Annotated in this window: 23 protein-coding genes and 2 pseudogenes; 16 read left to right on the forward strand and 9 right to left on the reverse strand. The window is 64.3% G+C overall.

From position 1 onward, the window contains the following. The first annotated feature begins 101 nt into the window (after positions 1-101). The 4 genes from GO592_RS40275 to GO592_RS40290 all read left to right on the forward strand — a co-directional run bounded on the left by GO592_RS40275 (position 102) and on the right by GO592_RS40290 (position 3,692). Positions 102-830 carry an SDR family oxidoreductase gene (locus tag GO592_RS40275; protein WP_082324982.1) on the forward strand — a complete coding sequence of 243 codons (729 nt, stop codon included), beginning with the start codon at positions 102-104 and terminating at the stop codon, positions 828-830. Beyond that, a complete protein-coding gene (locus GO592_RS40280; RefSeq protein WP_007299316.1) occupies positions 827-1,855 on the forward strand; it encodes an aldo/keto reductase in 1,029 nt (342 codons plus the stop codon). Before GO592_RS40275 ends, GO592_RS40280 begins: the two co-directional genes overlap by 4 nt. A 315-nt stretch (positions 1,856-2,170) precedes the next feature. Beyond that, positions 2,171-2,680, forward strand: coding sequence for a hypothetical protein (locus tag GO592_RS40285; protein WP_007299315.1), 510 nt, complete (start codon positions 2,171-2,173; stop codon positions 2,678-2,680). Between the two features lie 358 nt (positions 2,681-3,038). Beyond that, positions 3,039-3,692, forward strand: coding sequence for a ScbR family autoregulator-binding transcription factor (locus GO592_RS40290; protein ID WP_007299314.1), 654 nt, complete (start codon positions 3,039-3,041; stop codon positions 3,690-3,692). 851 nt (positions 3,693-4,543) lie between these two features. Here GO592_RS40290 and GO592_RS40295 read toward each other — a convergent pair. Further along, positions 4,544-5,458, reverse strand: coding sequence for a PGN_0703 family putative restriction endonuclease (locus GO592_RS40295; protein ID WP_202715244.1), 915 nt, complete (start codon positions 5,456-5,458; stop codon positions 4,544-4,546). A gap of 238 nt (positions 5,459-5,696) precedes the next feature. Further along, positions 5,697-5,960, reverse strand: a complete 264-nt coding sequence (locus GO592_RS40300) for a hypothetical protein (RefSeq protein WP_157234302.1) — start codon at positions 5,958-5,960, stop codon at positions 5,697-5,699. Between the two features lie 104 nt (positions 5,961-6,064). Between GO592_RS40300 and GO592_RS40305 the strand changes: the two genes are divergently transcribed. Both GO592_RS40305 and GO592_RS40310 read left to right on the forward strand, forming a co-directional pair. After that, on the forward strand, positions 6,065-6,973 hold the full coding sequence (locus GO592_RS40305) for a DNA-methyltransferase (protein ID WP_157234301.1): 909 nt from the start codon (positions 6,065-6,067) through the stop codon (positions 6,971-6,973). Between the two features lie 23 nt (positions 6,974-6,996). Further along, entirely contained in the window at positions 6,997-8,757 is a 1,761-nt protein-coding gene (locus GO592_RS40310) for an AAA family ATPase (protein ID WP_007299310.1), read from the forward strand. Here GO592_RS40310 and GO592_RS40315 read toward each other — a convergent pair. Next, positions 8,754-10,178: a hypothetical protein gene (locus tag GO592_RS40315; protein WP_007299309.1), complete on the reverse strand. Its 1,425-nt coding sequence runs from the start codon at positions 10,176-10,178 to the stop codon at positions 8,754-8,756. The genes GO592_RS40310 and GO592_RS40315 overlap by 4 nt on opposite strands. Positions 10,179-10,248: 70 nt before the next feature. On the opposite strand from GO592_RS40315, the gene GO592_RS40320 reads away from it, so the two are divergent. After that, complete coding sequence (locus tag GO592_RS40320; RefSeq protein ID WP_007299308.1) at positions 10,249-12,066, forward strand: SIR2 family protein; 1,818 nt, start codon at positions 10,249-10,251, stop codon at positions 12,064-12,066. Positions 12,067-12,251: 185 nt separating this feature from the next. Here GO592_RS40320 and GO592_RS40325 read toward each other — a convergent pair whose 3' ends face one another. Next, entirely contained in the window at positions 12,252-13,148 is an 897-nt protein-coding gene (locus GO592_RS40325) for a hypothetical protein (protein ID WP_202715245.1), read from the reverse strand. Between the two features lie 380 nt (positions 13,149-13,528). On the opposite strand from GO592_RS40325, the gene GO592_RS40330 reads away from it, so the two are divergent. From GO592_RS40330 to GO592_RS40345, 4 genes and pseudogenes are all read left to right on the forward strand, one after another. Next, a complete protein-coding gene (locus GO592_RS40330; protein WP_007299306.1) occupies positions 13,529-13,885 on the forward strand; it encodes a PIN domain-containing protein in 357 nt (118 codons plus the stop codon). A 13-nt stretch (positions 13,886-13,898) separates the two neighbouring features. Next, positions 13,899-14,072: pseudogene (locus GO592_RS40335) on the forward strand (SDR family oxidoreductase); the annotation flags it as partial. Positions 14,073-14,100: 28 nt separating this feature from the next. Next, positions 14,101-14,337 (forward strand): type II toxin-antitoxin system Phd/YefM family antitoxin, encoded by a 237-nt coding sequence (locus tag GO592_RS40340; protein WP_237720536.1) that lies wholly within the window; start codon positions 14,101-14,103, stop codon positions 14,335-14,337. Continuing rightward, positions 14,337-14,555 carry a type II toxin-antitoxin system RelE family toxin gene (locus GO592_RS40345; RefSeq protein ID WP_007299304.1) on the forward strand — a complete coding sequence of 73 codons (219 nt, stop codon included), beginning with the start codon at positions 14,337-14,339 and terminating at the stop codon, positions 14,553-14,555. The genes GO592_RS40340 and GO592_RS40345 overlap by 1 nt, the downstream gene beginning before the upstream one ends. A gap of 182 nt (positions 14,556-14,737) precedes the next feature. Here the strand turns inward: GO592_RS40345 and GO592_RS40350 are convergent, their stop codons facing one another. Genes GO592_RS40350 through GO592_RS40360 form a run of 3 tightly spaced genes read right to left on the reverse strand, consistent with a single transcriptional unit; the run spans position 14,738 to position 16,308 of the window. Beyond that, positions 14,738-14,950, reverse strand: a complete 213-nt coding sequence (locus GO592_RS40350; RefSeq protein ID WP_007299303.1) for a hypothetical protein — start codon at positions 14,948-14,950, stop codon at positions 14,738-14,740. A gap of 12 nt (positions 14,951-14,962) precedes the next feature. Then, entirely contained in the window at positions 14,963-16,060 is a 1,098-nt protein-coding gene (locus GO592_RS40355) for a hypothetical protein (RefSeq protein ID WP_007299302.1), read from the reverse strand. Beyond that, complete coding sequence (locus GO592_RS40360) at positions 16,057-16,308, reverse strand: hypothetical protein (protein ID WP_007299301.1); 252 nt, start codon at positions 16,306-16,308, stop codon at positions 16,057-16,059. The genes GO592_RS40355 and GO592_RS40360 overlap by 4 nt, the downstream gene beginning before the upstream one ends. Before the next feature lie 136 nt (positions 16,309-16,444). Here GO592_RS40360 and GO592_RS46780 point away from each other — a divergent pair. From GO592_RS46780 to GO592_RS40385, 5 genes and pseudogenes are all read left to right on the forward strand, one after another. Beyond that, positions 16,445-17,391: pseudogene (locus GO592_RS46780) on the forward strand (transposase); the annotation flags it as partial. A gap of 338 nt (positions 17,392-17,729) precedes the next feature. Further along, on the forward strand, positions 17,730-20,042 hold the full coding sequence (locus GO592_RS40370; RefSeq protein ID WP_063709738.1) for a hypothetical protein: 2,313 nt from the start codon (positions 17,730-17,732) through the stop codon (positions 20,040-20,042). Further along, complete coding sequence (locus GO592_RS40375) at positions 20,026-21,024, forward strand: NAD(P)/FAD-dependent oxidoreductase (protein WP_007299299.1); 999 nt, start codon at positions 20,026-20,028, stop codon at positions 21,022-21,024. The genes GO592_RS40370 and GO592_RS40375 overlap by 17 nt, the downstream gene beginning before the upstream one ends. Positions 21,025-21,032: 8 nt before the next feature. Then, complete coding sequence (locus GO592_RS40380; RefSeq protein ID WP_157234299.1) at positions 21,033-22,118, forward strand: cupredoxin domain-containing protein; 1,086 nt, start codon at positions 21,033-21,035, stop codon at positions 22,116-22,118. A gap of 521 nt (positions 22,119-22,639) precedes the next feature. Further along, the gene (locus GO592_RS40385; RefSeq protein WP_202715292.1) at positions 22,640-22,882 is read left to right on the forward strand and encodes a DUF6308 family protein; all 243 of its coding nucleotides are present in this window, start codon (positions 22,640-22,642) and stop codon (positions 22,880-22,882) included. A gap of 31 nt (positions 22,883-22,913) precedes the next feature. On the opposite strand, the gene GO592_RS40390 is transcribed toward GO592_RS40385, so the two are convergent. Both GO592_RS40390 and GO592_RS40395 read right to left on the reverse strand, forming a co-directional pair. Next, positions 22,914-23,438, reverse strand: coding sequence for an ester cyclase (locus GO592_RS40390; protein WP_202715246.1), 525 nt, complete (start codon positions 23,436-23,438; stop codon positions 22,914-22,916). Positions 23,439-24,264: 826 nt separating this feature from the next. Next, complete coding sequence (locus GO592_RS40395; RefSeq protein ID WP_157234257.1) at positions 24,265-24,402, reverse strand: hypothetical protein; 138 nt, start codon at positions 24,400-24,402, stop codon at positions 24,265-24,267. Between the last annotated feature and the right edge of the window lie 1,206 nt (positions 24,403-25,608).

The raw sequence follows: 25,608 nt of genomic DNA on the forward strand, positions 1-25,608 counted from the left end.
GACGAGACAATTTACCGTCGGCTGTTGAACTATTGGGGCACCCCACCCGGGCATCAAATCGAAGAAAGGAAAGAGGCTTGACTGCAGCAGAAGGTGTTGCGATGGAGAATAAGTCGACTCTAGCGCTTGTTACGGGCGGAAACAGGGGCATCGGCAGAGAGACCGCTCGGCAGTTCGCCGCTATGGGAATGACGGTACTGCTCGGTGCCCGCGAGGAAAGCCGGGGAAGAGAGGCGGCGGAAGAACTGGCTGCTTACGGCGACGTTCGCTTCATTCAGTTGGACGTGACGGATGACGACCAGATTTCAGCGGCGACGCGCACGGTCGACGAGACGTTCGGCAGCCTGGACATCCTGGTCAACAACGCTGGTGTCATCGCCGAACGTAACATCACTGCAGCGACGGCGGTCGTCGACGAAGTGCGAACGACATACGAAACCAACGTATTCGGAGCGCTACGGGTGACCAACGGATTCCTGCCTCTCTTGCTGCGATCCTCAGCGGGACGAGTAGTGAATGTCTCAAGCTTTCTAGGATCGCTCGAACTCAGTGGCAGGAATTCACCCAACCTAGGTATACCAACTCTGCTGGGCTACAACACTTCGAAAACCGCACTGAATGCGTTGACGGCACAGTATGCGGCCGAACTTCGCAACCACCCCATCAAGATTAACTCTGCTGACCCGGGTTATGTATCGACTGACCTCAATGGGCATACGGGAACAAGAAGTGTAGAGCAGGGCGCTGCCGTAGTGGTGTCACTCGCGACGCTTGGTGAAGACGGTCCGACCGGCGGGTTCTTTGGTGAGGAAGGTCCAGTACCGTGGTGACCGCCAACCGTCGGCAATCCCCCCTGTCATCGAATCGTGTCTTGGGGGCGGAAGGCCTGCAGGTTTCCACACTCGGCCTCGGCTGCATGGGACTTAGTGGATGCTACGGCCCAGTCGACGAGCGTGAGGCTGTGGCCACGATCCGGCAAGCTATCGACTGGGGAGTTACCTTCTTAGACACGTCTGACGTGTATGGCCCATTTACGAATGAACAGGCAGTAGGAACTGCAATTGCCGGCCGACGAGACGAGGTCGTTGTTGCGACGAAATTTGGCCTCCGGACTTCGGCCGAAGGTGACTTCGTTATCGACGGCCGTCCGGAGTACGTTCACGAGGCCTGTAACGCTTCTCTACGTCGTCTTGGAGTCGATTACGTGGATGTCTATTACCAGCACCGGCCTGACCCGCGCGTACCGATCGAGGAAACAGTTGGAGCCATGGCTGAGCTGGTCGCTGCCGGAAAGGTCCGATTCCTTGGCTTGTCGGAGGCGGGACCGAATACGCTCAGACGGGCTTCGGTCGTCCATCCCATCAGTGTGTTGCAGACGGAGTGGTCCTTGTGGGCACGCGACATCGAAACCGTCGTTCTGCCAGTTGCTCGGGAACTGGGGATTGGCATCGTCGCTTATAGTCCGCTTGGTCGGGGGTTCCTCACCGGTGCTGTCAGTCCAGTGGAAAGGCTTGCCAGCGGGGACTTCCGCAAGAATCATCCCAGATTCGCTGGCGCTAACGGTCGCCAGAATGCAGCGCTTCTACGCGCCTTGCAGGATTTCGCGGCAGAGGTAGGCAGTCGTCCCGCACAACTCGCGTTGGCGTGGGTTATGTCCCGAGGCAGCGACACCGTTCCGATCCCAGGCACTACCAGTAGTAAGCACTTGCTGGAAAACGTCGCGGCGAGTCAGCTTGAGCTGAGCGCAGGTGATCTCGCCCGATTGGAGGCCGCCATTCCTGTCGAGATGGTTGCCGGAGAACGATCACCGGGGGGCGCGATCCATATGGAAACGCCATTTGAAAACGCCAATTAGCTAAGCCCATCTGGCTCTGTCAACTCGAACGTCAGACTGACAGTACCAATCTGTGCGAGCACCGTTTCGATGCCGCGGCGGCAAGTCGCTAGACGACGTCGATTCTGGCCCGGATCAACGGGTGGGTCGTCGACGGCGTGTGCTGGTGCCCGATGTGCGCGGCCACCCACAGCACTCAGATATCTCGGAGCACCTAAACACGGCAGTACAGCGCTCGTACACAAAGGTCGTGGACGTAACACCGTGTCCAGTCCGCGGTATCGGGCGTTGTGGCGAGATACTCCAGGATCGCAGAACGGAAGTAGGGGGGCGGGGATGAACACGACAGGGGAGACTAGATCGGCGAGCCAGGTACTGATCATTGTCTCGTTCTGGTGGAGCCGGCGCGATGATCTCGCCAACTACCAGCTCGAGCAGATTCTGAACCGGGCCGGCGGGCCGGGCGGTGCGATCACCGACCCGGACGCGGTCGACCGGGCACCGCGTATCGCGGCCGAGGCCCCTGCGGTACTGGCCGAGTTGGATCAGTGGTGGCAGATGGCCGCGGCCCGCAGAGGAGAGAACACCACCCGCAACCCGAAGGCGGGTCTCGCCTCGTCGATTCGGTATCTGATCGACAGGCTCGAGGCGGACCCGCTCACCGACGAGGTGATCGGGTCACTGCGGCAGCCGGTGAGCATGATCGACGATCACATCGTGAAGGCGAAGGACCTGCCCGAGATGGTCCACCCGGACGCGGAGCTGCTCGACCTGATCGGCGACTACCTGGCCGCCCGATCCCGGGTGCTGGCGCTGAGACCGGTGGGGAACGCTGTGATCTGCTGAAGGGCAGCGTGCACCTTCCCCGGACGCCCGTAGTGCCGCCTCCCTCCCGACGTGGAGACCGCGCCGGAGATACCTCAGCCGAATCGGCTGGGGCATCTCTCGGATGGGGACCACCACTGGAGAACGCGGTGGTGACCGCCGTGATCGTGGCCTGCGCGGTCACCCAGTTCGGGCTGTCCGAGACGCAGTCTGGACGGTGCACCTCGCCGGAACCCGCGCTCGACCGTCTCGAGCAGATCCTGCTCTGACCACCCAAGCTTCATGAGCTGCCCGGACAGGCCGGCCGGGTATTGTTTCCGGCATTCATGGTCGGGTGCGGCTCCTCGGTTCACCTGGCCAAGGCGGGGAAGGAGATGCCATGGCTCAGCAGCCACGCGCTCTCGCAACGCGGGCGCAGATCGTCCGTGGGGCGGCGGAGGTTTTCGACCGGTTCGGGTACGAAGGCGCGAGGCTTTCGGAGATCACCGATGCGGCGGGGATGACGAAGGGTGCGTTGTACTTCCACTTCAGCTCGAAGGAGGACCTGGCCCGGTTCGTGATCGCGGAGCAGCATCGGATCTCGATTTCTGCGGTGGAGGCGATCGGCGGTGAACCGGTGTCGGCGCTCGAGCAGATCGTGATGTTGTGTCATGAGATGGCCCGGCAGATCGTGGAGGATCCGATTGTGCGGGCGGGGATCCGGATCACCCTCGAACTCAGCGCCGACGACAGGGGACCGGCGGGGCCGTATCTGGATTGGATCGCCGCCTGCCAGGGGTTGGCGGTGCGTGCGGTGTCGGAGGGGGATCTGCGGCCGGACCTCGATCCGTCGGTGTTCGCGCGGTTCGTGATCGGGGCGTTCACCGGGGTGCAGACGGTTTCGCAGGTGTTGGCGCACCGGGCCGATCTCGAGCAGCGGGTCGACGAGATGTGGATGATGGTGCTGCCCGGGGTGATGCCCGCAGACCGGCACCACCGCATCGGTGAGGTGCGGGCGGCGCGCAGCAGAGCCGCGGTTTCCGGCGCCGTCTAGCGGTTCGTCCGTTTCTGGGCCTCGGGAGGGTGGGCGTCGTGGCAGTCCGGTTAAGGGTCGACGCCGTCACAGAACCGGTGGGACGATGAGTCCCGGTGCGGTGTCCGGTCGGCGTACCCGCACACTGACGAGTGTCTTCGCACGTGGTCGGGGGCGTGCGAAGACCACCACAGGGTCCTTCGCGGCCGCGTGGGTGACCCGGGTGAAACAACTTGGGGGACCCCGATGAAGGACGCACGAACGCCACGAAGTCGTAGCTACTGGGACCACAACGTGGCCGCGGGGCAACGTGACCGCGGCAAGACCGGATCGCCTCCTCCTACGGCGGACGCCGGCGAGGAGGGTCTCTTCGAGCACTACCGACCCACACATACCACCGGCCTGACGGCCCCAACGGGTGCGCCGACGACGACCCGGACTGTGGGTGCGTCGACTGACACCAGCGGGCGGTATCGCGCCAGGGGTGCGGGGTCGGGGTTCCCGGATTACGACCGCCTGGTCGGTAGATCGGCCAGCAGTCCGAATCGGATGAGGAGTGTTGCGCCGGTGTTGTGAACGGGCCGAGGAGCAGCGCCGGATCGCCAAGGAGCAGGTGGGGTGTCGGCGTGAACGAGGCGACGACGAGCCTGGCGTGTGACCCCGATCACGATGCGGGTCGCAGATTCGGTGTAGGTGCCCGGATTTCACAAGTCGACTGAGGTGGCATGTTCCTTCCAGGTCCGAATGCCTGCCCCTCAACGTCGACTTGGGGTGTCAGTTTCGGTGACTTTCGGGGGTGTGGTCATCTGAAATGGTCTCAGTTGGGTTGATCTTCCCTCTGTCGATCATCGGGGACAAACACTTGACGAAACTCACTGCCTGGTGTTTGACAGTTGCCAGCTCGCTTCACTCAGGTCGTGTTTGACGTAGCGGTCGAACAGCAGGTGGGCTGTGATGCGTTGATCAGTCGTCTCGGCGCAATCGAGCATGACGTCGAACAGGGTGTTGATCGTAGTGCGGAGGACGGAGCTGTGCGGCTTGGTAGCTGTGACGTACTCGTCAACGACCTTCTGCGCGGACTGGTCGTCGGGATGATGGAGCACGAGAAGGTGAGCTGGTGGAGCGTCCGCAGAGGGACTCAGGAACACCGAGAGTGCGTGGCACCGAAGTAGCTGGTTGATCGTCCGGCTCCGTGTGACCGGTTCGGTGAAGTCCCAGTACGCCCCCTTTTCTTCGAGAAGTCGTTGATATCGGGTATTCGTCCAAACCGGTAGGTACCGGCTGTTGAATCGGTCGACGTACTTGACTTCGACTGCTAGAGAAAGTGTTCCGATGTCGGTTTGTAGCAGCATCCACAGGTCGAGCCGGGTTTTGTCGCCGAGGGCGAGCGATGGCCGGGCGGGTGCGTACTCGATCTCAGCGCGATCGATTCCGTGCACGTCCATGTCGAGAACGGTGCTGAGTACCCGGCAGAACCAGGCAGAATTCGAGAGGAGAGGGCCGAAGACATTGAAGGTGAGCGTTTGGCTCGACGTCATGAATGACGTGCAACGTACTGGATCCACTCCCCACCCTTGCGCCCGGCGTGCGAGGTAGGTGTCGAAGACATTCTTCGATATGAAATTCTTACCGGCCTGCGCGTCAGCTACAGGCAGGACGCTTCCTCGGGCGATCGGTCCCTTCGGTGACGGCGATGAGCCGTATGACTCGATCCTCAGTACCGCCGCGCGGTACCACGCTTGATGAAATCTGACGCGCGAGGCCAGGGAGCTCTCGGCGAAGACCACCGGACCGATCACGGCAGGATCGAGGGGCGCGCTTGCGCTCTGATCATTCACGGTCTGCGGCCAGGGGCTGCAGACGAGTGGACAGTGCGTCTCGCATGCCTGAGGTGTGGAGGGAGTCCGGGGCGGGCCCCCAGATCGGCAGCTCGCGCAGCAGTGTCGTGTCGGGTGTCCTTAACTGAAAATTCTCTGGTCGGGGCGCACGGCGTCGATCTGGTCGTCATTGCCCGCGGAACTCTACCTACTGGCTCGGTGCTCCCCGTACGGCATGGTGCTCGAGGGATTTCGACGCCGGCCGGCCGGTAGCGGCGGCCCACGCTGCGATCTCGCGAACATCCCACAGATCCCCGGAGCGCAGACGCTTCACGGGTTTGGGGAATTCTGCATGCCGGACTTTCCACACGTTGACGGTGTTGGCCTCCACGTTGAGCAATGCGGAGATCTCGGCCGGCCCGACAAGGTATCGGGCGAGCTCGCGCAAGCTGCCGCGGTCCTCGTCGTTCACATTCACTAGGTTATTGCGGACGGCGCAGAAGCGGTGAAGCGTCCCCCGGGACACGCCGGGGGTGCCTCCCACGGCACCGTCGGAGATGTCTTACACTTTGGCTTATGTCGGTGCCTTCTGCGAGCATTCCAGACCTGATGACAACCTTGAGTGATGAAACAGTGAGCGAGCCGTTCGCAGCTGGTGAGCGTCCCAACGGAACCAGCTGGCAGGTGCTGCAAGGGGACTGTCGAGTCGCTCTTCAGGATCTGACACCGGCGTCGGTGGATTGTGTGGTGACCTCGCCGCCGTACTACTGGCAGCGCGACTACGAGGTCGCCGGCCAATTCGGGCTTGAGCCCAGCATCGACGGTTTTGTGGACAATCTGCGCGAAGCTTTTGCCGCCCTCCGCCCCGCGCTCAAGGACAGCGGAACGGTGTTCCTCAACCTGGGCGACACCTACTACAGCGCAAAAGGCCGTCCCCACGGCCAGGACAGCAAGCACCGTAGTCGTCGCCTTCCAGGACTCAGGGCGGTCGACGGTCCCGGTCTCGGGTTGCCGCGGAAGTCTCTGATCGGCATCCCATGGCGTGTGGCGCTGGCTCTGCAGGAAGACGGCTGGACGCTGCGGAGCACCATCATCTGGGTCCGTAAGAGTGCTATCCCCGAGCCGACCAGCAAGGATCGGCCGTGGCGTAAGTACGAGCACATCTTCCTGTTCTCGAAGTCTCCGCGGTATTTCTTCAACCGAGAGGGCCTCGAGGGGGAAGAGGACGTGTGGTTCATCGAACCGGACCGCCGATCACTGGCCCGGGGGACGCATTATGCGCCCTACCCGCGCAAGCTCGTCGAGCGGTGCATCAATTCCGGCTGCCCCGAGGGGGGAGTGGTGCTCGATCCGTTCCTCGGCGGCGGTACCACGATGTATGTGGCCGACGACATGGGCCGATCGTCGATCGGTGTCGAACTCAACCCGGACTTCTGCTCACTTGTCGCAGACAACATGGAGAACGCCCAGCCCCGTCTGGTCTAGACGGCCACCGGTAGGGTCGGCGGGTGCCCTATGCGCCCGCCGCCCTCGTGCTCAGCGCCGTCGACGCTCTCGACGGCGCCTATCCGTTCGCCGTCGTGACATTTCCTGCCCTGCTGCGCGCCGCCCGCGTCGCTGGACGAGATCCGGTCACCGAGGGAGTCGAGTTCGGGTCCAGCGACGAGTCTGCCCTGCTCGAGGAGTACTTCGTGCTGCCCCGCCCACCCGAGCCGGACAGGCCCTATCGCGCCCCCTGGTCGTCAAAAGCTGCCTGGCAAAAGAAGAAGTACCCGGGTGGCGGACTGCAACGGTTGCGGACCGACTGGAACGGCAGGGGCCGGGTCCTGCTGCAGGAGAAGTCGGCGAGTGCGGGTACCCGACGTGACATCTGGCGGATTACCGCTGACGCCGGTCACATCTTGACCACCGAAGCCGGCCAGTCACAGGTCCGTCTGGTCGATCTGGCCCTCTGGTTCGGCCGCGACCTCGACGTCGGCAACCTCGGTGCAGAGGTCACCGCCGGCCTCGATGATTCCGCCGAGGACATCGACCGACTCCTAGCCTGGTTCCGACACGAGTTCCGAGCGGATACCGGCGACCTGGTTGGCACTCTCTACTCCGCCGACATCCCGGACGACTACCGCCAGCACCCCTTCGAGTCCGAGCCGATTGGCGAAGACACCCTGGAGGTACTGGGCAGCCTTCCCCCCGCGCCCACAGTCGGTATGGGACTCCCCGAACTCGTATCCCAGCTGGAAGTCCGTCTCGTCACCGGTGGCTACCAACTCCCGCCCGGCTTGGTGCGGCGGGTGCTCACCGCCTGGCTTCGGGGAGACCTCGTGATCCTCGTCGGCCAGCCGGGTACCGGGAAGACACTGTTCGCGACCCTGCTGGGTCTCGCGATGTCCGACGTGCTGGGATTGGACACTCCGATCACGGTAGCTGTGCGCGCCGATTTCGACGAAACCGAGTTCATCGGCTACGAGCGACTGGACGGGACGCCGGAACTGCGCCAGTTCGCGCAAGAGGTCCTCATGACGGAGAACCCACTGGAGGCCAGGGTCGTCGTACTCGAAGAGTTCAACCTGGCGGCTATCGAGACCTACCTGGCATCGGTGTTGGTGGCCACCCAAGAGCAGACACGGCAGGTCCAACTCCCTGGTGGCACCCTCGGGAAGCTGCCGGTGGACACTTTCGTCCTCGCCACCTGCAACTCCTACCGAGACGAGCCCGAAACACGCACTCGGGTCAGCTCACCGACGAAACGACGGTCGACCATCGTCACCATGCCCAACGTGCTGGGAGACCGATTCGACGAAGATCCCGACAACGCCGTGCTGAGCCTGGTCGAGAATCTGGTCGCGGTCGAAGCCGCCCGGGTCGACAGCAGACGCGCGCAATCGCGCCCGTCACAGTTCGACAGCCTGCGCGGCGCTGCACTCGGCACCGTGACCACGCTCGCCGACATCTCGGATCACGCCAAGGACATGCTGGTCGCGGTCAGCGGTGCGCTTCTTCGCACGTCGGCAGGGCGCTCCTGGTTCACGATGGGCCTTCTGCGTGACGTCGTTCTGTCGATCGCGCACGCCGAACGCGACGCCGACGCCGAACTGCTCGCGCTCGGTGAAGCCGTTGCCGACAAGCTCATTCATCAGGTTCGGGGGACCCACGCCGACATCGAGGAACTGCGTGAAGTCTGCGCGCAGTTGCCCAATGCCGCTGAGATCGCGAGCATGATCGATCGTATGATGGATGGTCCCTCCGATGAGCTGCTCCCGCTGCTCTAGTACGGCGGGTGACTCAGTGAGTCGATGATCAACGGGATCGCTTCCTGCAGTTCAGAACCGGGCCGGAGCGGGATCTCGTGAATCGACAGACCGTGCCCGTTGACCGTGGTCGGGCTGCCGCCGCCTGGAAACAAGATGGAGATCGCCGGCACCCCGTACAAACCCAGGTACGAGGTCACCTCTTTGCGGCTGTCCTCGGATGCACCCCCGTCTCGGGCCACCCGGTACTTCGCATCGAGAATGGCCACCCGGCCCGAGGCCCTCTCGTGGAGTACGAGATCGGGCCTCGAATCGTCCGGACGCTCGCTGGAGGCCCGCCATGACCGCAGGACAGATCCCGGAGGTACCACGTCGTAGTACAGGTCGAAGTCCTCACCGGTGAAGGCAAGAGGTTCCATCCCGAGGATGGGATGAGTCTGGCGGAGCCCCAACTCCCTCGCGAGACGCGACGCCGAGTATGCCTGGTAGATCTGATCCGATCGATCGACGTAGCTGTAGCGAGGGAGCGGTTGAGTGGATGCGGACCAGCCGAACAGCCGGCGTATGTCCGATGCGAGGGAGTACGTTTTCCGATAGGCCGCTTCGGTCGATTCCTCCGCCTGGCGTGGTTGTCCAGGACCCTGCCTGTTCGTCCGAAGCGCCTGAGCGAGCGGCCTCCGGGCAAGAGTTTCGGCTTGATTGAGCCACAGGCGGCATCGGGTCTTCGCCCCCTCGGAAGGACCGCTGTCGAGTACTTCCCTGGTCAGGCGAATCAGCCACGGCAACAGTGAGACCGCGCGTCGGTTCGCGATCGTGTCGAGGGTGCTCGATCTCTTCTGCACGACGACACGAAGCGGGTCGTAGCGGGACCCGTCCGACATCGTCAATGCACCTTCAGGATTCGGCGACAGATACTGGCGCGGCGCTGATCTCAACAACCGCAGTGTCGGCGCCCGGAGCACGCCCGCGCCGCCGCGCCGACTCAACGCGGTCGAACGCGTACTTCGCGGCCGGGGGGAGGCGAGGACCTCGGCAATCGCCGTGAGCGCAAACTCCGCCCATTCGTCGAGCCATCCGTAGACGACATGTGCATCTCGGAGCCCCTGCCCGTCAGAAAACAGGACCTGACCGCCCCACCCGGTTCCCAGGCTGCCGAGCTCGTTGAGCATGCTTTCGATCCCGGCCAAGCGCAGCTTGGCGTCCTGCGTCCCGAACCAGAAGGTCCGCCCGTCGACGTCCAGCCGGTGATACCCGGTGGACCGAGTGAGGTCCACACTGAGCAATCCCCCGGACAGCCGCATCCGTTTGCCATCGAGCGAGACCGTCTTCGCGCCGGACCCCGCCACCGCGAGGATCACCTGACCAGCCGGAACGATCCGCGGATCGTCGTCGAGGACCCACTCGCGCACACCCGTCACCAACCGGACGATGAGTTCTCCCACCCGCACAGCTTCGCAGATGGTCGCCGCGACGCCACACACACGTGGGCGCAACGACATAGTCTCAGGAACTATGAGCGCACCCACCCCGTCGCCGCCGTTCGATCCCCGCACCATGTTGGCGATGTCGATGCATGCCAGTCCTGGTGTCTATGCACTGCTCGTGGGCTCAGGAATATCCATGGGCGCCGGAGTCTTGACCGGGTGGGGTGTCATCGTCGAACTGGTTCGACGGATGGCTGCGACAGATACTCGCGAGGAGCCGGGCGCCGATTTCGACGTCGAGGAGTGGTGGAAGGCGAAGTATCCCGGAGTCGATCTCGGTTACGGCTCGGTCCTCGAGGCCAGCGGCATGTCCCCCTCCGATCGCCGGCGGTTGCTCGCACCGTTCTTCATCCCCGCCGACGACCAAGAACGTGAAGAAGGAAAGAAGGTGCCCGCCCCCGCGCACGACGCGATCGCCCAACTGGTCAAGCGGGGAACCGTCCGGGTCATCGTCACGACCAACTTCGACGACCTGATCGAGCAGGCGCTTCTTCGACTCAACATCGCCCCGCAGGTGATCGCTGCACCGGACATGATCGCAGGATGCGAGCCACTGCGACACAGCGCGTGCACGATCATCAAAGTGCACGGAGACTACAAGCGGATCGACCTTCTCAACACCGACGCCGAACTCGAAGCCTACGAGCATGACCTCGACGACCTCCTCGACTGCATCTTCGACGAGTACGGTCTCCTCACCAGCGGCTGGTCCGCGGACTGGGACAAAGCGCTGGTCGCCGCCGTACGGCGTGCGAAATCCCGCCGCTATCCGCTGTACTGGTCGACGGTCGGTGCGCTCGGCGACAACGCCCACTCGATAGTCGACGCCCGACGAGGCGGGGTGATCGAGAACGCGGCCGCCGACGAATTCTTCCCGGACCTGGTGACCAGGCTCGAGCTACTGGACCGGATGGCAACACCACCACTCACCCGCGATCTCGCTATCGCCAGACTCAAGCGCTGCCTCCCTGACCCGGTGCGGCGACTGGAACTACGCGACCTCCTCGACGGCGAGGTCGAGCGAGTGCGCGCCTACCTCGACACCCGATCCCGGACCCCGACCCCCGGGAAGCCCGTCGACTGGCAGGATGAGATCGATACGGCCCTACGCGAGGTCGACACGCTACTGCACCTCGTCGCGACGGGGATCGCCCTCGACACGCAACGGGCGCACGACGATCTGTGGATCTGGACCGTCGAACAACTCATGCGCGGCTATCCTAGACGCCTGTCCGGCGGCTCAGTCCACATCGAGTGGGGCAAGTTCACACTCTTCCCGGCCTATATGGTGCTGAAGGCTGCGAGCTTCGCAACGACGCAGGCACGTCGGGACGACCTGCTCATCCGCCTGCATCGTGATGCGACCAAGCCGGCGCCACCCGACACCTTCAACTCTGCCGGGCATATTCAGGTCGAAGTGACTGCGGCCCAGGAACTGTACGACGTGTACGTCTTGACAGACGGAGTCTACGAAGCACTCAAGTCGAAGTACGGTCCGTTCACCTACACAGTTCCGGTCCGACGAATTCTCGAACCGATACTGCTTCCCTTCGTCGGTGACCCAAGCTCATTCGAGCTGCTCGCTCTGCGAACGGAGTACAGGATCTCACTCCTACACCGGTTCCTCCTCCCGTTCGAAGCGCAGGCCCACGGCCTCTACGCAGACGCGCTTCGCTCTTACGAACACTTCGACCGCGCGGACGGGTGGATGCCCGACGAGGACTTTGCTGCCGCAGGCGTCCATAAGGTGTGGATAGATACCCTTGGTCTGAAGGGTGAAGAGCCCATACGTGAAGCAGCGCAGGCACTCGCGGAGGTAGCCAAAGCCACCAAGAAGTGGCGGTGAGTAGAATTCGCGGCAGCCCTGCCAGCTCGAGGCAGTCCGTGCCGATCGCTGATCCCTGATACCTCGGCGGGGTTGTCCGGCCTGGGTCCTCAATCGGGGTTCGAGACCGCCGAGCAGAAAGGCGATCCGCATCGCGGCAGGCAGGGGAGGTTCCGACTGCTCACCTGCTCGGGCCTTGCGTCGGGCTACCCGGTTGGTGTTTCTCCCGACGATGCTGACAGGTCGGCCGGGGCGGTTGCGTAGCTCTCCATGAGTGCGGCCTGCGAGACTTCGGCCATCCGCAGGTGTGCTGGCGTCGAGCCCCCGAATCGTATCCGCTCGGAGATGGTCTGGCCCGTGTCTCCGAGGTCGATGTGGGGGGGAAGTGTGTTGGGGAGCGCGAAGCCCGTCACCAGTGTCGGGAGGACGATGTCTGCGATGTGTCGGTGGATTTGGTCCAGCTCGGAAGCTGGTGAAACCCAGGTGTCACTATCCGGGCGTTGTACGAGTATTGCAGTGTGGCAACTAATTTCGACCAGATTGCCGCGGCGGGTGGAGGCGAGCACGTCGCCAACGGTGATTGGGCGCATGGTGCGGTCGCTGGTGGAGAACGGTTCGTCGGAGCGCTGGACGATGGAGCGTGCGCCGGCTGTTCGGATGGTCCGGTGTTTGTCGGTATTCGAGTATTTCTGCAGAAGGACCAGGGGGTGGGCGTACTCGGCCGGCACGTCCATGAGGCGTGCGAGCAGGGGAGAGAGCGTCGCCCCGCGTGCCGTGGTGTCGGCGTAGGGCTGAAGACTTTCGATGCGGTCTCCGAGCGCAGTGCCTCGACCCAGCTCGACCAGGCCCTTGCTGTGCTTCTGGCTCTGCCAGTTCGTGAATTTCTCTGGATCTTCGTGAATGGGCATCGCGATCTCGCGGGCCTGTTTCTCCGGAACCATCTCGTCACGCGCCGACTCGACAAGATGGAACAGCGTGTTGTCCACTGCGGCGCGGAGATGGTTGATGGCCTCACTGAACAGCATCGAAGCAAGGGGTGGGATCGGCCGAACGCCTGAGACGACGACGTCGAGTTGTCCGTTCCCCCGATCGGCCTGCTGCATCTGGAGGGCTTCCCGTGACCAGGTGAGGGAGAGTTCGCCGAGTTGGTACGTGGCGTGGTCGGCGCGCGCAAGGCGTAACGCCACCGACTGCAATTCCTGCGGCAACCAGGCCGTCTCGTGTTCCATGAGCAGCAGACTACGGGCAGCCTCCGACTGCAATCTCGTGCATCGAGGACTCGGAAAGCGTGCCATTGTCCTCCGAGAGTGCGGTTCCCGTGCGAACGACGTTTCGTGTTCCGCCCATCGCGTGTTCTTCACGGTGATCTCACGCATCAATTGGCAGGCCGCGATCTGCGTCGTCGTCGGTTTGCGGTGTCACGCGGGTGCGGGGTCGGTTGGAGCCAGCGCAGCGAATTCTTGCACCCAGTGATTACTGGTCGGTGGAGGCCTGGGCGGCGTCGGTGCCGGTGGCCGACCAGTTCGTGACGGCCATGACCATTGCCGAGATCGAGCGGGGCGTGGTCGCCAAGGAGCGATCCGACCCGGCGCAGGGAGGGGTCCTGCGCCGGTGGCTCGATGAGCGGGTGCTGCCGGCCTTCGCCGACCGTGTGTTGCCGTTCGATCTGCCGGCCGCACGGGTGCTGGCCACCTACCGGGTGCCCGAGCATGCGCCGTTCGACGACGCTCTCATCGCCGCCGTCGCGCAGGCCGCCGAGATGACGGTGGCGACGCGTAACACCAAGCACTTCGAGCCGCTCGGCGTCCGCTGCTTCAACCCGTGGGAGCCGACTGTCTGATCGCGCTGGTCGCGCCCGTGAGCTTTCCCATCTGGGAGTGGCCTGTACCGCGATCAATCCCGGACCGACCGATACCGGGTGGATGACCGAACAGCAGAAGGCGCACATGATCGACTTCACACCTCTGGGACGCCTCGGTGTGCCGCAGGACTGCGCGAAGCTGGTGACGTTCCTCGCTGGTCGATGAGGGCGAGCGCACGCATGAGCGGTTCGAGATCACCCGTAATGGGCACCGCGCCGCGGTCCTGCTGGGCGCCGACGATTACGACGCGCTGCGGGAGACGATCGCGGTGTTGTCGGATACCGATCTGTTGGCTGCGCATCTCGTAGGCCGGGTCGAGGTCGAGGTCGAGGGTGGGGATGTCGTCGATGCGCAGGGGCTGGCGCGGCTGATGCGTGATGCTCGGTCGTCCGGGGAGTGCGCGAGCCAGGCGAGGGGTATCGGTTGGTGATGGCGCGGTCGGCTGCGCGGTCGTTGGCGACGTCGTTGCCGGAGAAGGTCGCGACCGCGGTGTTCGAGTTCGTCACCGGTCCGCTGCTGGAGAATCCGCGGCGGGTTGGGAAACCTGTGGATCCACCGCTCGCGCCGGCTTGCAGCGCCCGCCGAGGTACGTACCGGGTGCTGTATCTGATCAACGAGGAGAACCGCGCCGACGCCTATCGCACCTAGGCCCCGATGGGGACGTGACGCTCGGTCACATACGGCGATTGCGTGCCGCTGGTTCGACGTGGTGTGGGGCCGGTTTGGGCCGCCCAACTCTGAGTGCAGAGCAGCAAGTCTAGGGGTGAGTCCGAAGCGGACGTGTCGATTCGCAACAGTTCGAGGGCCCTAATCGGGGGCACCGGAGCTGGTTAGCTCCGGGCGGAGATCTTTCCCACTACCCGGACGGTGACCGGCACACCGTCGATTTCGTCGGGCAGGTCGGATTCCGGCTCGGTTACATTGACGCGTAGGCCGAATTCGTCTCCGACCTTCGCGATACCGATGGCGGCGACGTTGTCATCGCCGGAAAACAGCCGCCAGGCAACCTCCTGTGCGGCCTCGCTTTGTCGGTAAGTCGCCATCCGTTGCCTACTTTACGGTGCTAGTTGAACATCAAGTGTAGCAAGCAGGGGTGCCAGAGGGCTGGCGTAGGTGACGTCCGCAGCGCCACCTCCGGCGAAAAGCAGCCCAAGCCCGCGCGCAGAGCCGCCCGACACCTGATAGACCAGGCTGCCGGAGTCGCCCAGGCCGCTGAACGGGGCACCGCCCACGCCTTCGACCTCGAATTGACCGGCGAACTCCAAACGCTTCCTGCCATACCAGACCCGCGGCCTCATATTGACCGCGCTCACTGTGCCACGCGTGGTTCCGGTCGACCGCCCAGTCTTACCCACGTCGGCGCCCAGTAACTCGTCCGGAGGCACGGACGCCACCCCTTCCAGGCGGACACCATCCGGTAATCCCGCGGAATCGACGGGTATATCGCTCTGGAGCTCACACAGTGCGCAGTCGGCGAGGTTGATGCCGTCCCGCTGCAGAGGCATGAACTGGTACAGGGTTCCGATCAGGTCTGTTTTTGCGTTCCCGCTATCGCTGCGTGCTGGTTGGAGGATAGGGTCACCGATTCTGGCCTTGTTGACGTTAGCGAGCACGTGGTTGTTCGACATCAACAACGAGGTGGGTCCTCCGGGGCGTTGCACAAAAAGGCCGGCTGTTCCGGCCGTCGTGGCGAGATGTGCGACGGAAGCTCCCATTCGCAGGGGCCGACACCGGCCGCGCAGCTGGGCGATGGGCCCAACAAGCGGCCGAATGCGTCCCGAGACGCGCACCTCGACCTCACCCCGCGCCTTCTGCATAATTCGCTCGACCTGGGACGACCGTATCTCCTGGTCAGTTTCGAGCCGGATCGCTAGCCGGTAGTCGCTGCGGTGGCGGCCCTGTGCGACGCCAAGCATCGGCGGGGTGCTTATTGGGGCCGGAGCAACGAAAACCCTCCGTAGTGTGTCCGAGAATGATCCGGCGGCCAGGAAGCTTTGCCCGAGAAGGGCGTTACCGAATCCGGCAAGCTCGTCGCGGACGGCCGAACCGAGCCAATATTTTCCGGGGCGCTCGTGCCACGCCTCCGCTCGGGATTCGACGGCGAGGCCGCGCTCGAGCTCTGTTTGAAGTCCGAGTACGGAGTCGTACTTCATGAGTTGGTGAAAACGTCAGCGCCCGTGAGGACGAGGCCGATCGCGATCAGAAGTAGGCCGCCCCCGAAGAACATCTTGAATGTCGGGGCTTCGACGATCTTGCCGATGACTTTGACAACCTCGGTGGGCAAGGCCGCTTGCGCCCCGGGTTCGTTCTGCCGACGGAACATGTCTCGCGCTCCGCCGATCATGCCTAACAACACGCACACAATTCCGATCACGGTCAGGATCCAGCCGACGATACCCATGCTCAGTCCCTTCGAGGAGGCCGCAATGGTGGACAATATGAGGCTAGCCGCACGATCTTCTGGTCTTGCCCATTTCGAGATGCGGGATGGCGCACACCGGCATTACGTGCACCGGATCGATGACAGCGCCGAATGATTCGGCAAGCTGCTCGGACTACTGGCGGAGTCCGGCGACACGCCCGAAGTACCGATTCCCGTGGCGATCGAGACCTCACGCGGCCTGCTGGTCGCTGCATTGTGCGGATCTCGCCTGCGCCGCGCAGGACGCGATCTGGCGGCGCAGCAAGGCCACCCAGGAGCTGCTGGCACTGCTGCGCGAGTATTACCCGGGATTCCTCGACGCATTCGCCGGCGCCGGCCACACAAACCTTGCGATGCCAGACGCCCGCGCGATACTCGCGATCGCGCCGACACCGGCACTGGGTGCACGATTGATCAAGACCCGCATCATCTCCACATTACGCAAGGGTGGTCGGCAACCTCGGCTCGAGGACACCGCGATCCGTATGTTGGACGCACTTCGCCGCCCACAACTGCGACAACCGCTGCTGTGGAGACGGCGTTGGGTCGTCAGGCAAGCGCGTTGCTGGCAACTCTGAATATCGAGTGCGTCAATGCCGATAACCTCAATGAGGCAGCCACCGAGGCATTCCGGCAGCACCCCGACCACCGAATCGTCACCAGCTTTCCCGGCCTGGGGGGCCACCGCGCCCGGGTCTTGGCAGAGATCGGCGACGACCGCGGCCGGTTTGCCGACGCTCGCGGGCTCAAGGCATTCGCCGGCTCCGCACCCGTCACAAGGGCGTCCGGGCGCAGCACCTGCGTTACCCACCGTCACGTGAAGAACAATCGACTTGCCGCAGTAGGCTTCGTCTGGGTCTTCGCCGCCATCCCGCGACCTGTCCGATCAAGGACCACTATGACCGGCGCCGAACACACGGCGACCGGCACGCCGGCGCACTCCGTAACGTCTTCAACCGACTCCTGGGCCAGCTCTATCACTGTCTTCAAGCCAACCAAACCTACGACGAATCGAAGGCTTTTCCCGGCTCCGTCCATGGTGCGGAACCAGCAGTGACTTGACGACTTACGTTGATCGGAGGTCTATCAGCGGTCCGTCGACGCCACCACACCCGGCGAGACCACCCCCCGGATCATGCGAGAGACAGGGGCAAGGAGTCATACCGGGTCTAGCGACCGTAGCCCTTCTGCGAAGGACCGTGAATAAGGTAACGGGGTTGTTGAAAGCGCAAGCCGCCCGCTTGCTTCACACATTCGAGAGGCTAACGATCAGTGACATCTGTCCCTGGGGGCGAGGACGATGGAGATGAAACAGACTGGTCTCAATGTGCCCGGAAGTCGGCGAGGTAGCCCCTTCCAGCGTGCCATCCATCGGAGGGCGCGCATCCTTGGAGGTGTAGATGTCACGCACAACCGTTCGTGCCACAGATCGCTTCCTCGTCGACGCGGTGCGCTCGGCTTGCGGGCGCCTCGCGCGCGGGGGCTGGCTGGAGTTACTGCGGGAGCGCCATGGGCTCGACCTCGCCGCGGACGATCTCGCTGGTGAACTCAGTCGTCCGCTTGATCGCATCGATCGTTCGGTGCCGGGCTTCGAGGATTTTGCGGCCGAGGGTGTGCGCGGCATCGAGCCGGGGAGCCCAGCCCGCAGCCTGATGTTTCACGCGCTTGCATCACCGCGAGTACGCGGTTTGGATGTCTATCCGACACCGGCGGAGATCGAAGCGGTCGAGAACTATGTCTACGGGGTGCGGCCTCCGTCAGTCGAGGATCTACGCGAGCAGGCCGGAGGAGCCCCACTGGCGATCGTCGTGTACGCCAGGGAATATCGCCCGGCCGACGGCACAGCCCACCGGCGTCACGCGGATATGTGCTTCTCGCGTACGGGCGTCGCACGCATCGGCACGTCCCCAGTCCTCTACGGGGCTGAGGCGCGCGGGTACCTTCCGTTCGTCGAGGGCGACGGGCATGCGGTTCGAGTGCTGCCGTGCCGGTACGCGGCCTACATCGCCGCCCGGGTGCCAGGACATGCGAACGCACACGGGCCGATGCGGTTCATCGAGCCGGGCGATTCCGAGCGCCGGTTCTGGATACCGCTGCACAAGCTCTTCTCCGGCGACGAATGTCTGCGCGGGCACAGCCTCACCCTGCGCCTCACCGAGTCCCACGTAAACGAGAAGCTGCGGCGCGTCCACCTGTTCTTCCTGTCGCACGGTCACGACGCCGGTTGGGGGGAGCCCGACATCAGCCGTGCTCCGTTTGTCATCACGAGCGGCATCGCAAAGTTCTCGAACGATGTGGACGACGGCGCCGGGCTGCTGGTTCCGCAGCCGCGCGCCTCGCTCGTGGAGCGTGCGATCTACAACGGCGCTCCACTGACTTTCGAGGTACCCGAGACGACCGACCCCCCCGGGGCGTGGCGGCTCTACCCAGTTATGGGCGGCTCAAGCCTGAACCTGCTGAGCAAGCCAACAGGCGGTCGCGCGGCGCCCGAGTATGTCCATGTCCGCCACATGTGGCAGGACGGTCAGGAGATTGATCTCAACCAGCAGCCCGACATGTCGGAGGTCATCCGGCGAGGCGGGTACCGCGCGCAGCACTACACCGACCCGACTGGCGACGGCTGGGTCACCGCCGAGTGCCCCGAACTAGCACTCGTCCTGCCACGCATGCTGCCGGCGTACTCGCTGGTGGCGACGCCGGACTACCTCCCGCGGGTGATTCAAAGCGATCTCATGCGCTGGACGGACGATTCTGCGCCGCCGACGCTCACCGAGACGATCTGGCCGGAGTATCCGGGCCGCCCGGAGGCACTGTCGGACCAGCGCCTTGCGGCCAACCTCGAACTCACAGGCGCCGGATTCGAGCGCGACGACGACACCATGACCGCGATTGTCGGCCCGCTCGGGTCTGCTGGCGAACCCACCCAGATTGATTGCATGCCCGCCGACCGCGTCTCGACGCTCCCCGACGCCGCGTCCGGCATTTTCGCCCCGGGATGGGACGTCGGCGTCGACCGCTCCTCGGAGGAGGCGACAAACGGCGTGGAGGTCCTGCCGGGCGTTGACTTCCTCGCCACCTACGGGCTCGGCTCGCCCTTCCCGGAGGACGCCAAACTGTGCGCGGCGCTCAGCTCGTTTTGGCCAGCCGTGGCCCCGGACATCACGCGCACGTTCGAGCCTTCGCCCCGCTACCCCACCACCACCCCACTGACGGACAAGCTGATCGGCCACGGCGGTCAGACCGGCTGGGATGGCGTGCGCGGGCCGATTGTCGAGGACGGCAGTGTCGACTATCCGGCGCTCACCTACGCGGACTATGTCGTCGCCGCACGGGAGAACCAGTTCGACATCGCAGGCATCGGCACGATGGACATTGACGAGTACATTGCCCGGACGCTCACGACTGCGCGGGCCTACGCGATCCTGGGAGCGTCGACAACCACGGACAAGGGGCAGTGGGTGGTGCTCTCGTTTAGGCCCGCCGACTGCGCCGACTCAGACCTCGCCCTGGCCCGCGACAGCACGGGCATTGAGTTGTGGCTGCCGTACACGTACCGCTTCGAGATTGCGCGCCACACCGGCCTCCTCAAGCATGACGACTTCAGCCGCAGGCGCGTGGGCATCGAGATGCCCATCGTCATCTTCGCTGATCCTTCGCGGGCACTTCGCCGGCGCGCCGGCGGGTCGTGGACGTCGGATGTCCTCCGCCGTTGACCTGCTGATCGTAGGCGCAGGTCCGGCGGGCACCGCCGCCGCGATCTCGGCTGCCACTGCCGGGCTCCGGGTGCGGGTCCTGGAGCGCTCCACGTTCCCTCGTCACCGACCAGGGGAGACGCTGCATCCTGGCGTCGGGCCGGTCCTCGCGCAGCTGGGCGTCGCCGAGCAGGTTGCCGCGGCGGCCGGAGCGCGGCACAACGAGCAAGCCGTCGACTGGCGTGGGCACAGCACAGTGACGGCGTTCGGTGTGGACGCCGATGGGCCGTGGCGCGGGTACCAGGTCGACCGGGCGGCGCTCGACGAGCTGCTGCTCGACCGTGCGAGGGTGCTCGGTGTCGAGGTCTGCCAGCCTGAGCGCGCCGGGGCACCGAGGATAGACGCAGGCCGCGTCGTCGGCGCAGGCCGGCACGCCGCGCGCTTCGTCGTCGATGCGGGTGGAGGGCGCGGCTGGTTGCGGAGGCATCTGCAACTCCCGCTGCACGTCGCGTCGCCGCCGCTGCGCGCCTACTACGGCTACTGCCAGGGTTCTGTGGGCCCCGTTCCCTGCCTGGTTGGGGACCGCGACGGCTGGACCTGGACGGCTCAGGTTGCATCGGAGCAGGTGCACTGGACGAGGCTCGCGTTCCCCGGCACTCCGAAGCCCGACTGCCCGCCGCCGTGCCTGGCGGCGCGACCGGCAATTGGCCGGGTGCGCGGGGCCGACGTGACCTGGCGGCACGTACCCGCCAGCGCCGGTCCCGGCTACTTCCTCGCGGGTGACGCCGCAGCGGTCCTCGATCCAGCGGCCCACGGGGTCCTGCGGGCGCTCCTAAGCGGGATCGCGGTCGCCCACACCGCCGTTGGCGTGCACAGCGCCCAGCTCGGTGAGGAACTCGCGGCCCGCCTGTACCGCGACTGGCTCGCCAGCTGGTTCGCGCACGACGTCAAGCGATTGTCAGACCTGTACCGCCAACTCCAGCCGACAGAGGGAACACCATGACCGATCCAGTGATCGCCGAGATCGAGCACAACACCTTCCCGCTGGTGTCAGTGCCCAAGGGCACGTTCGTCGTGTGGCGCAACAAAGACTCCGTAGTCCACTCGGCGGAGATGAACCCCGACGCCGAGCCTTACTTCACCGCTGGGGCGCTGCATCCCGGCGAGGACTCGACCCCGGTGTACTTCGGCACCCCGGGGACCTACGACTACGTCTGCCGTTACCACCACGGGATGCGCGGGCGGATTACAGTGACGGACGACGGCGAACCCAATGTTACGACGGGGCACCCCGGTCACCATGACGGCCACATGACGCACTATCACGGCTTCGTCACCGGGGGCCAGTCCGCTAGCCGCCTGTTCATGTCGCATACACCCGTGATGGCCGACGCCCGCCACCGCTTCCAGGTGATCCTCCAGGGAAGCATCGTCGAGCCTGAGCACGTGCGGGCATACGAGGAGGCGCGCAAAGGAGAGTTCGGATGTGCCCGTTGGCAAGTCTTCCACGCCCACCAGGACATGGAAAAGATCGGCCTCGGCGAGGTCTCGCTGCTGCCGAAGTCGGCCATCACCTACAGCCCGGACGGCGTCCGGGAGATCGACGTTCCCGGGCTTCCCACCTTCGAGACACCGGTGCGGATCGACAGGGTGCTGCACTTCCATCGCTTCGAACCCGAGGACAAGTACCCGAGTGACGGCCTCACGTACATCCTCTACGGCGACGCCAAGGAGGTCTTTATGGACCACCACATCACTCGCGCGCCAAACTTCCACTCGGTGGTCAAGCTCGGCTCGCCGCCGAGCTTCTGGAAAGGCGAGGGGACCATGAACATTACGATTCCGTCGAAACGCATCCAGGAAGTTTCGAAGCAGCTCCCGCGGGTCGCATACCTTGACAACGCGTTCCACCTGGCGTGGCTGCCTCCAGCGGGGCTGACCAAGCCAGCCGATCCACTGATCCGGCGCGACGAATCAGCCCCGGTCTACGAGGTCCAACTCGGGGACGGCAGCCCAGGCGAGATCGAGATCGGCGCCTTCCTGCACTTCGACGTCCGGCTGCTCAACGGCGGTGTCTTCCTTCCCAATGAGGACTAAAGGACTGATGGCCCTTTGTGGGGTGGGGTGCGGGCGGATGCCGATTCCCTGGCGGCCTCCCCGCCCGGGGGCGGTGTGGAGTGGCCGGTCGGCGTTTCGGTACTTTCTGACCAGGGGCCGATCCAGGTGTCCTTGTCGGCGTCAGGAACAATCACAAACGCAGGCAATGACCATCGTCTCCGTCGCTTGAGCCGGGCCGATGGTCGTGGCACGCGATGTCGGCACTCGGCCGACCGTCCCAGCCGGATAGTTGAATTTGCCGTTGCGTCAGCCTTCTACCGTGTGAATCTGTCTTGCAGAGAGGGGTTTAGCGCTGGTTTAGCGCCGCTCGAATTGGTCGATAGAGCAGGACGCCCGGGTGTCGGGTCGGAGGGCAGCGAAAGCGCAAGTTGTCGGACACCTCTGCAACGATGGCCCTCATGGTCGCGAAGAAGCGAAGCTATCCCACCGCGCTGGCCGCGGGCCCGGAGGGCGGGTATCTATTGGTTGTCGGCACGTAGCTGGGGACCGGTTCACCGCGGATGATCTGGTGGCGGCGGGTGTTCCTGCCGGTGCAGGTCCCACCGAGGGCGGCGCGGGCGATCCTGGACACGGAGGCGGAGGCGCTGCGCGCCGACGACGGGGCATTGCACCACCGACTGGTGTCGATTCGGGAGGAGGCCGGCCTCCCCGAGGAGATCTCGGCGCTCCGCGTGTTCGATGTGATCGCCTGGATGGACGGCAAGAACCGCCGCCTGGGCGAGCCCTCTGACCTGGAAAGATGACACGTCCCGGACTGAGGGGATGTGCCGCGGCTCAGGAGCGGGTGAAGCGGGATCTGAGTTTTTGCATGCCGACCATGATCTTTTCGGCGGTGCTTCCGGGTCCGGGGACCATGCCCAGCTGTATGGCGATGTCGTTCATGTTGACGATGATCCGCAGTTTGGCGATTTTGCCGTCGCGGTATTCGTGGATGTCGACGCCGTCGAATTCGAGCTGTTTGCCGGTGGCGGGGATGCCGGGTGGGTCGATGGGGCCCTGGTGGGTGGCGGTTGCCTTCCACCAGTAGGCGGCGCGGGGGCCGTCACCGGCGATATGTGGGCCGGCGATCAGCTCGAAGGTCAGGTCGGGGAACGCGCGCCAGCCGTGGTCGAGGAATTCGCGTACGTCGGCTTTGCCGCGCATGGTCTTGGGCCAGGCGGAGTCGTCGTAGACGATGTCGTCGGTGAGTAGCTCGAGGACCTGGGCGGGGTCGTGGGCGTTCCAGGCGTTGCCCCAGCGCTCGGCGAACTCGTCCACCCATGCGGGGTCGAGTTTCTGTGCCGATGTCTGCTCTCCCATGCTTTCCAGGCTAGGGGGTGACGGGTCGGTTTTGCCGGGTGTGATGGTGCTGTGACCGGGTGTGATGGCATGTCCCCGGTTTGTGATGTGGGGTTTCGGCGACGTGTCGGGTGAGTGCCGGCGCCGGGGTGTCGGCGGGCGCGCGGGTGTCTGTTTCGTCCGTTTTGGAGCCGTTTTTGAAAGGTGTTGATTGACAACATGTTTAGGTAATCAGTTGATGAGTAAGGTTTTACGTGTGTTGTGCACGAATGTCAGGTTGTAAGCTTTGGAAGCTGTTGCTGAGTAACAAGTGTGGGTGTTTCGAGATTTTCTACTGTTTTGGGTTGTGTAGGGGTGGGGTGGTATGCTGTGAGTATGACATGGAGCGGTGCAGAAGGCGAGTGGGAGGCGGGTCGGGCGCACCTTCCCGCCACCCCAGCATCGTTGGGGTGTGGGGGACCGGATCGAACGGTACGAGTAAAAACACAGTTAAGGAACCTAATCTCGGAAACTCAGAGGAGCGAAGCGACTCGATCGACGGCAACGGGAATCCGCCCACTGCGAGCCGCGCAGCGGCTCCCTGGCGGGGAGCGAAGCGACTCGCTCCGTCTTCCGGCGCGGAGCGCCGGGAGCAGCGCCGCGGTGGTTGTCGGCGGCGTTCGTCATCGAGGAGGGTTTCCCGATCGCCGAACTGCGGGAGATCGTCGCCGACATCCGAAAACGCGCCTGACCCCACCAGTGGGGCCGCAATTCATGCCGATCAACGGGGCCAGACCACTTGACGAAACTCATGCAGGCACTCGTGTAACCCCTTGCAACCCTCCGGGGCGCAAGCTGGCTCAGCGCGTCAGAAAGGTCGGCTACCCAGCAGTGCGGGCACGGCGCTGCGTGCCCGCACCCAGCTTGCGATGCTCGGGTCGATCCTGGACAGCAGTTCGAGGAGCTCTCGGTGCAGACCGGCGATGTCCTTCCCGGTGCTGGCCACCTGTGGCTCTGGGACTGTCCTCGCCATCGCCGGATACGACACTCTCGCAGGAATGGACCGGCGCACCGCCGGCATAGTTCTCGACATCTTCGCGGTCCAAGCGTGTGTAGCCGCTCTCTACGCGCACCCGATGCTCTGTCTGGTCGAATCCACGGTCACCGACTATCCCGAGGTCGGTGGCCGCCCGGTCTACTTCGGCAGCGTCTGGGATCTCGGGCCGGATCCGCCGGCGCCGTTTCACGACGGGGATCTTGTCGAAAACGTGTCAAAGATCTATGCGGACGAAGCCACCGCCTCCCAGTACGTCGCCGCACTGCACCAGTCCTTGCCGACACCCTCGCAGCCCTCGGCCGCTGGCAGATCCTCAATCCCGTGCTGGCCTCCGAGCGCACCGCAGCGTTTCACGCCAAGCATCGACCGACACCACCTCCGCCGGGAACTCGACTGTGGGAGATCTTCATTGGTCTCCGAGGTACCGGGGACCACACCATCCTCGGCGACCAACTCGTGCACGTCCTCTCGGACGCCGGAATGCATTTCGATCAACTGATAACCAGGTTCTACCCGGCCGGAACCGAGGAACGAAGGCAAGCTCTGAGTCACTATCCCGACCTCCGAAATCCAGACGATCCGATAGATGAACGATGATCGGCACGTTCCGAAAGCGGCGCCATTACCGGAAGCTGCTGACCTGCCCTTGTCCAGTAGAGGTAGTTCGTTGACCATTTCCGCGGGCGGGACGGTAAGTGGGACATCGCCAATCCGGATCCTGGTCGTCCAGGAGGCTGGTCCGTGTCACTCATGATCTGTGCGGGGTGACTGCTGTAAAACATTTGCGCAGCATCTCCGACGGAATGGCAGGACAGCACACCTTTATGTTGCAACGGGGCCAACGGGCGGCGAGCTTTGCTCATGCTTCGATGTTGAGCTTGCCCGCCTCTCGCATAGCCAAAAGCCTTCCCTTGACGGCCCGTGTCAGGAGCATTGCGTCCTTGGCAGCGGATATTCCGTAACCGCTGGTGGAGGGCGATTCTTTGGTTCTCGCTACGGGGCATGTTTGGTGCTTGGTTTTGGGCGCCGAGGAGGTTGGTCGGCGTTCCGGAGGGGTCGGGTTCGTGGCTACGCGGTTGTTCGCGGACGAGGAGTTGGCGTGTCTGCGAGAGCTCCCGGAGATCAGTCGCGAGGAGTTGTTCCGGTATTTCACGC

It is taken from the genome of Rhodococcus sp. 21391 (genome assembly GCF_016772255.1).
GTDB classification, from domain to species: Bacteria; Actinomycetota; Actinomycetes; order Mycobacteriales; family Mycobacteriaceae; genus Rhodococcus_F; species Rhodococcus_F opacus.

What these genes read in the sequence shown, in the direction of transcription:
- GO592_RS40275 (WP_082324982.1), top strand. Translation starts at nt 102, where the DNA reads ATGGAGAATAAGTCGACTCTAGCGCTTGTTACGGGCGGAAACAGGGGC.
- GO592_RS40285 (WP_007299315.1), top strand. Translation starts at nt 2,171, where the DNA reads ATGAACACGACAGGGGAGACTAGATCGGCGAGCCAGGTACTGATCATT.
- GO592_RS40290 (WP_007299314.1), top strand. Translation starts at nt 3,039, where the DNA reads ATGGCTCAGCAGCCACGCGCTCTCGCAACGCGGGCGCAGATCGTCCGT.
- GO592_RS40305 (WP_157234301.1), top strand. Translation starts at nt 6,065, where the DNA reads ATGTCGGTGCCTTCTGCGAGCATTCCAGACCTGATGACAACCTTGAGT.
- GO592_RS40320 (WP_007299308.1), top strand. Translation starts at nt 10,249, where the DNA reads ATGAGCGCACCCACCCCGTCGCCGCCGTTCGATCCCCGCACCATGTTG.
- GO592_RS40325 (WP_202715245.1), bottom strand. Translation starts at nt 13,148, where the DNA reads ATGCAGCAGGCCGATCGGGGGAACGGACAACTCGACGTCGTCGTCTCA.
- GO592_RS40345 (WP_007299304.1), top strand. Translation starts at nt 14,337, where the DNA reads ATGGCGCGGTCGGCTGCGCGGTCGTTGGCGACGTCGTTGCCGGAGAAG.
- GO592_RS40350 (WP_007299303.1), bottom strand. Translation starts at nt 14,950, where the DNA reads ATGGCGACTTACCGACAAAGCGAGGCCGCACAGGAGGTTGCCTGGCGG.
- GO592_RS40355 (WP_007299302.1), bottom strand. Translation starts at nt 16,060, where the DNA reads ATGAAGTACGACTCCGTACTCGGACTTCAAACAGAGCTCGAGCGCGGC.
- GO592_RS40360 (WP_007299301.1), bottom strand. Translation starts at nt 16,308, where the DNA reads ATGGGTATCGTCGGCTGGATCCTGACCGTGATCGGAATTGTGTGCGTG.
- GO592_RS40370 (WP_063709738.1), top strand. Translation starts at nt 17,730, where the DNA reads ATGTCACGCACAACCGTTCGTGCCACAGATCGCTTCCTCGTCGACGCG.
- GO592_RS40375 (WP_007299299.1), top strand. Translation starts at nt 20,026, where the DNA reads ATGTCCTCCGCCGTTGACCTGCTGATCGTAGGCGCAGGTCCGGCGGGC.
- GO592_RS40385 (WP_202715292.1), top strand. Translation starts at nt 22,640, where the DNA reads ATGATCTGGTGGCGGCGGGTGTTCCTGCCGGTGCAGGTCCCACCGAGG.
- GO592_RS40390 (WP_202715246.1), bottom strand. Translation starts at nt 23,438, where the DNA reads ATGGGAGAGCAGACATCGGCACAGAAACTCGACCCCGCATGGGTGGAC.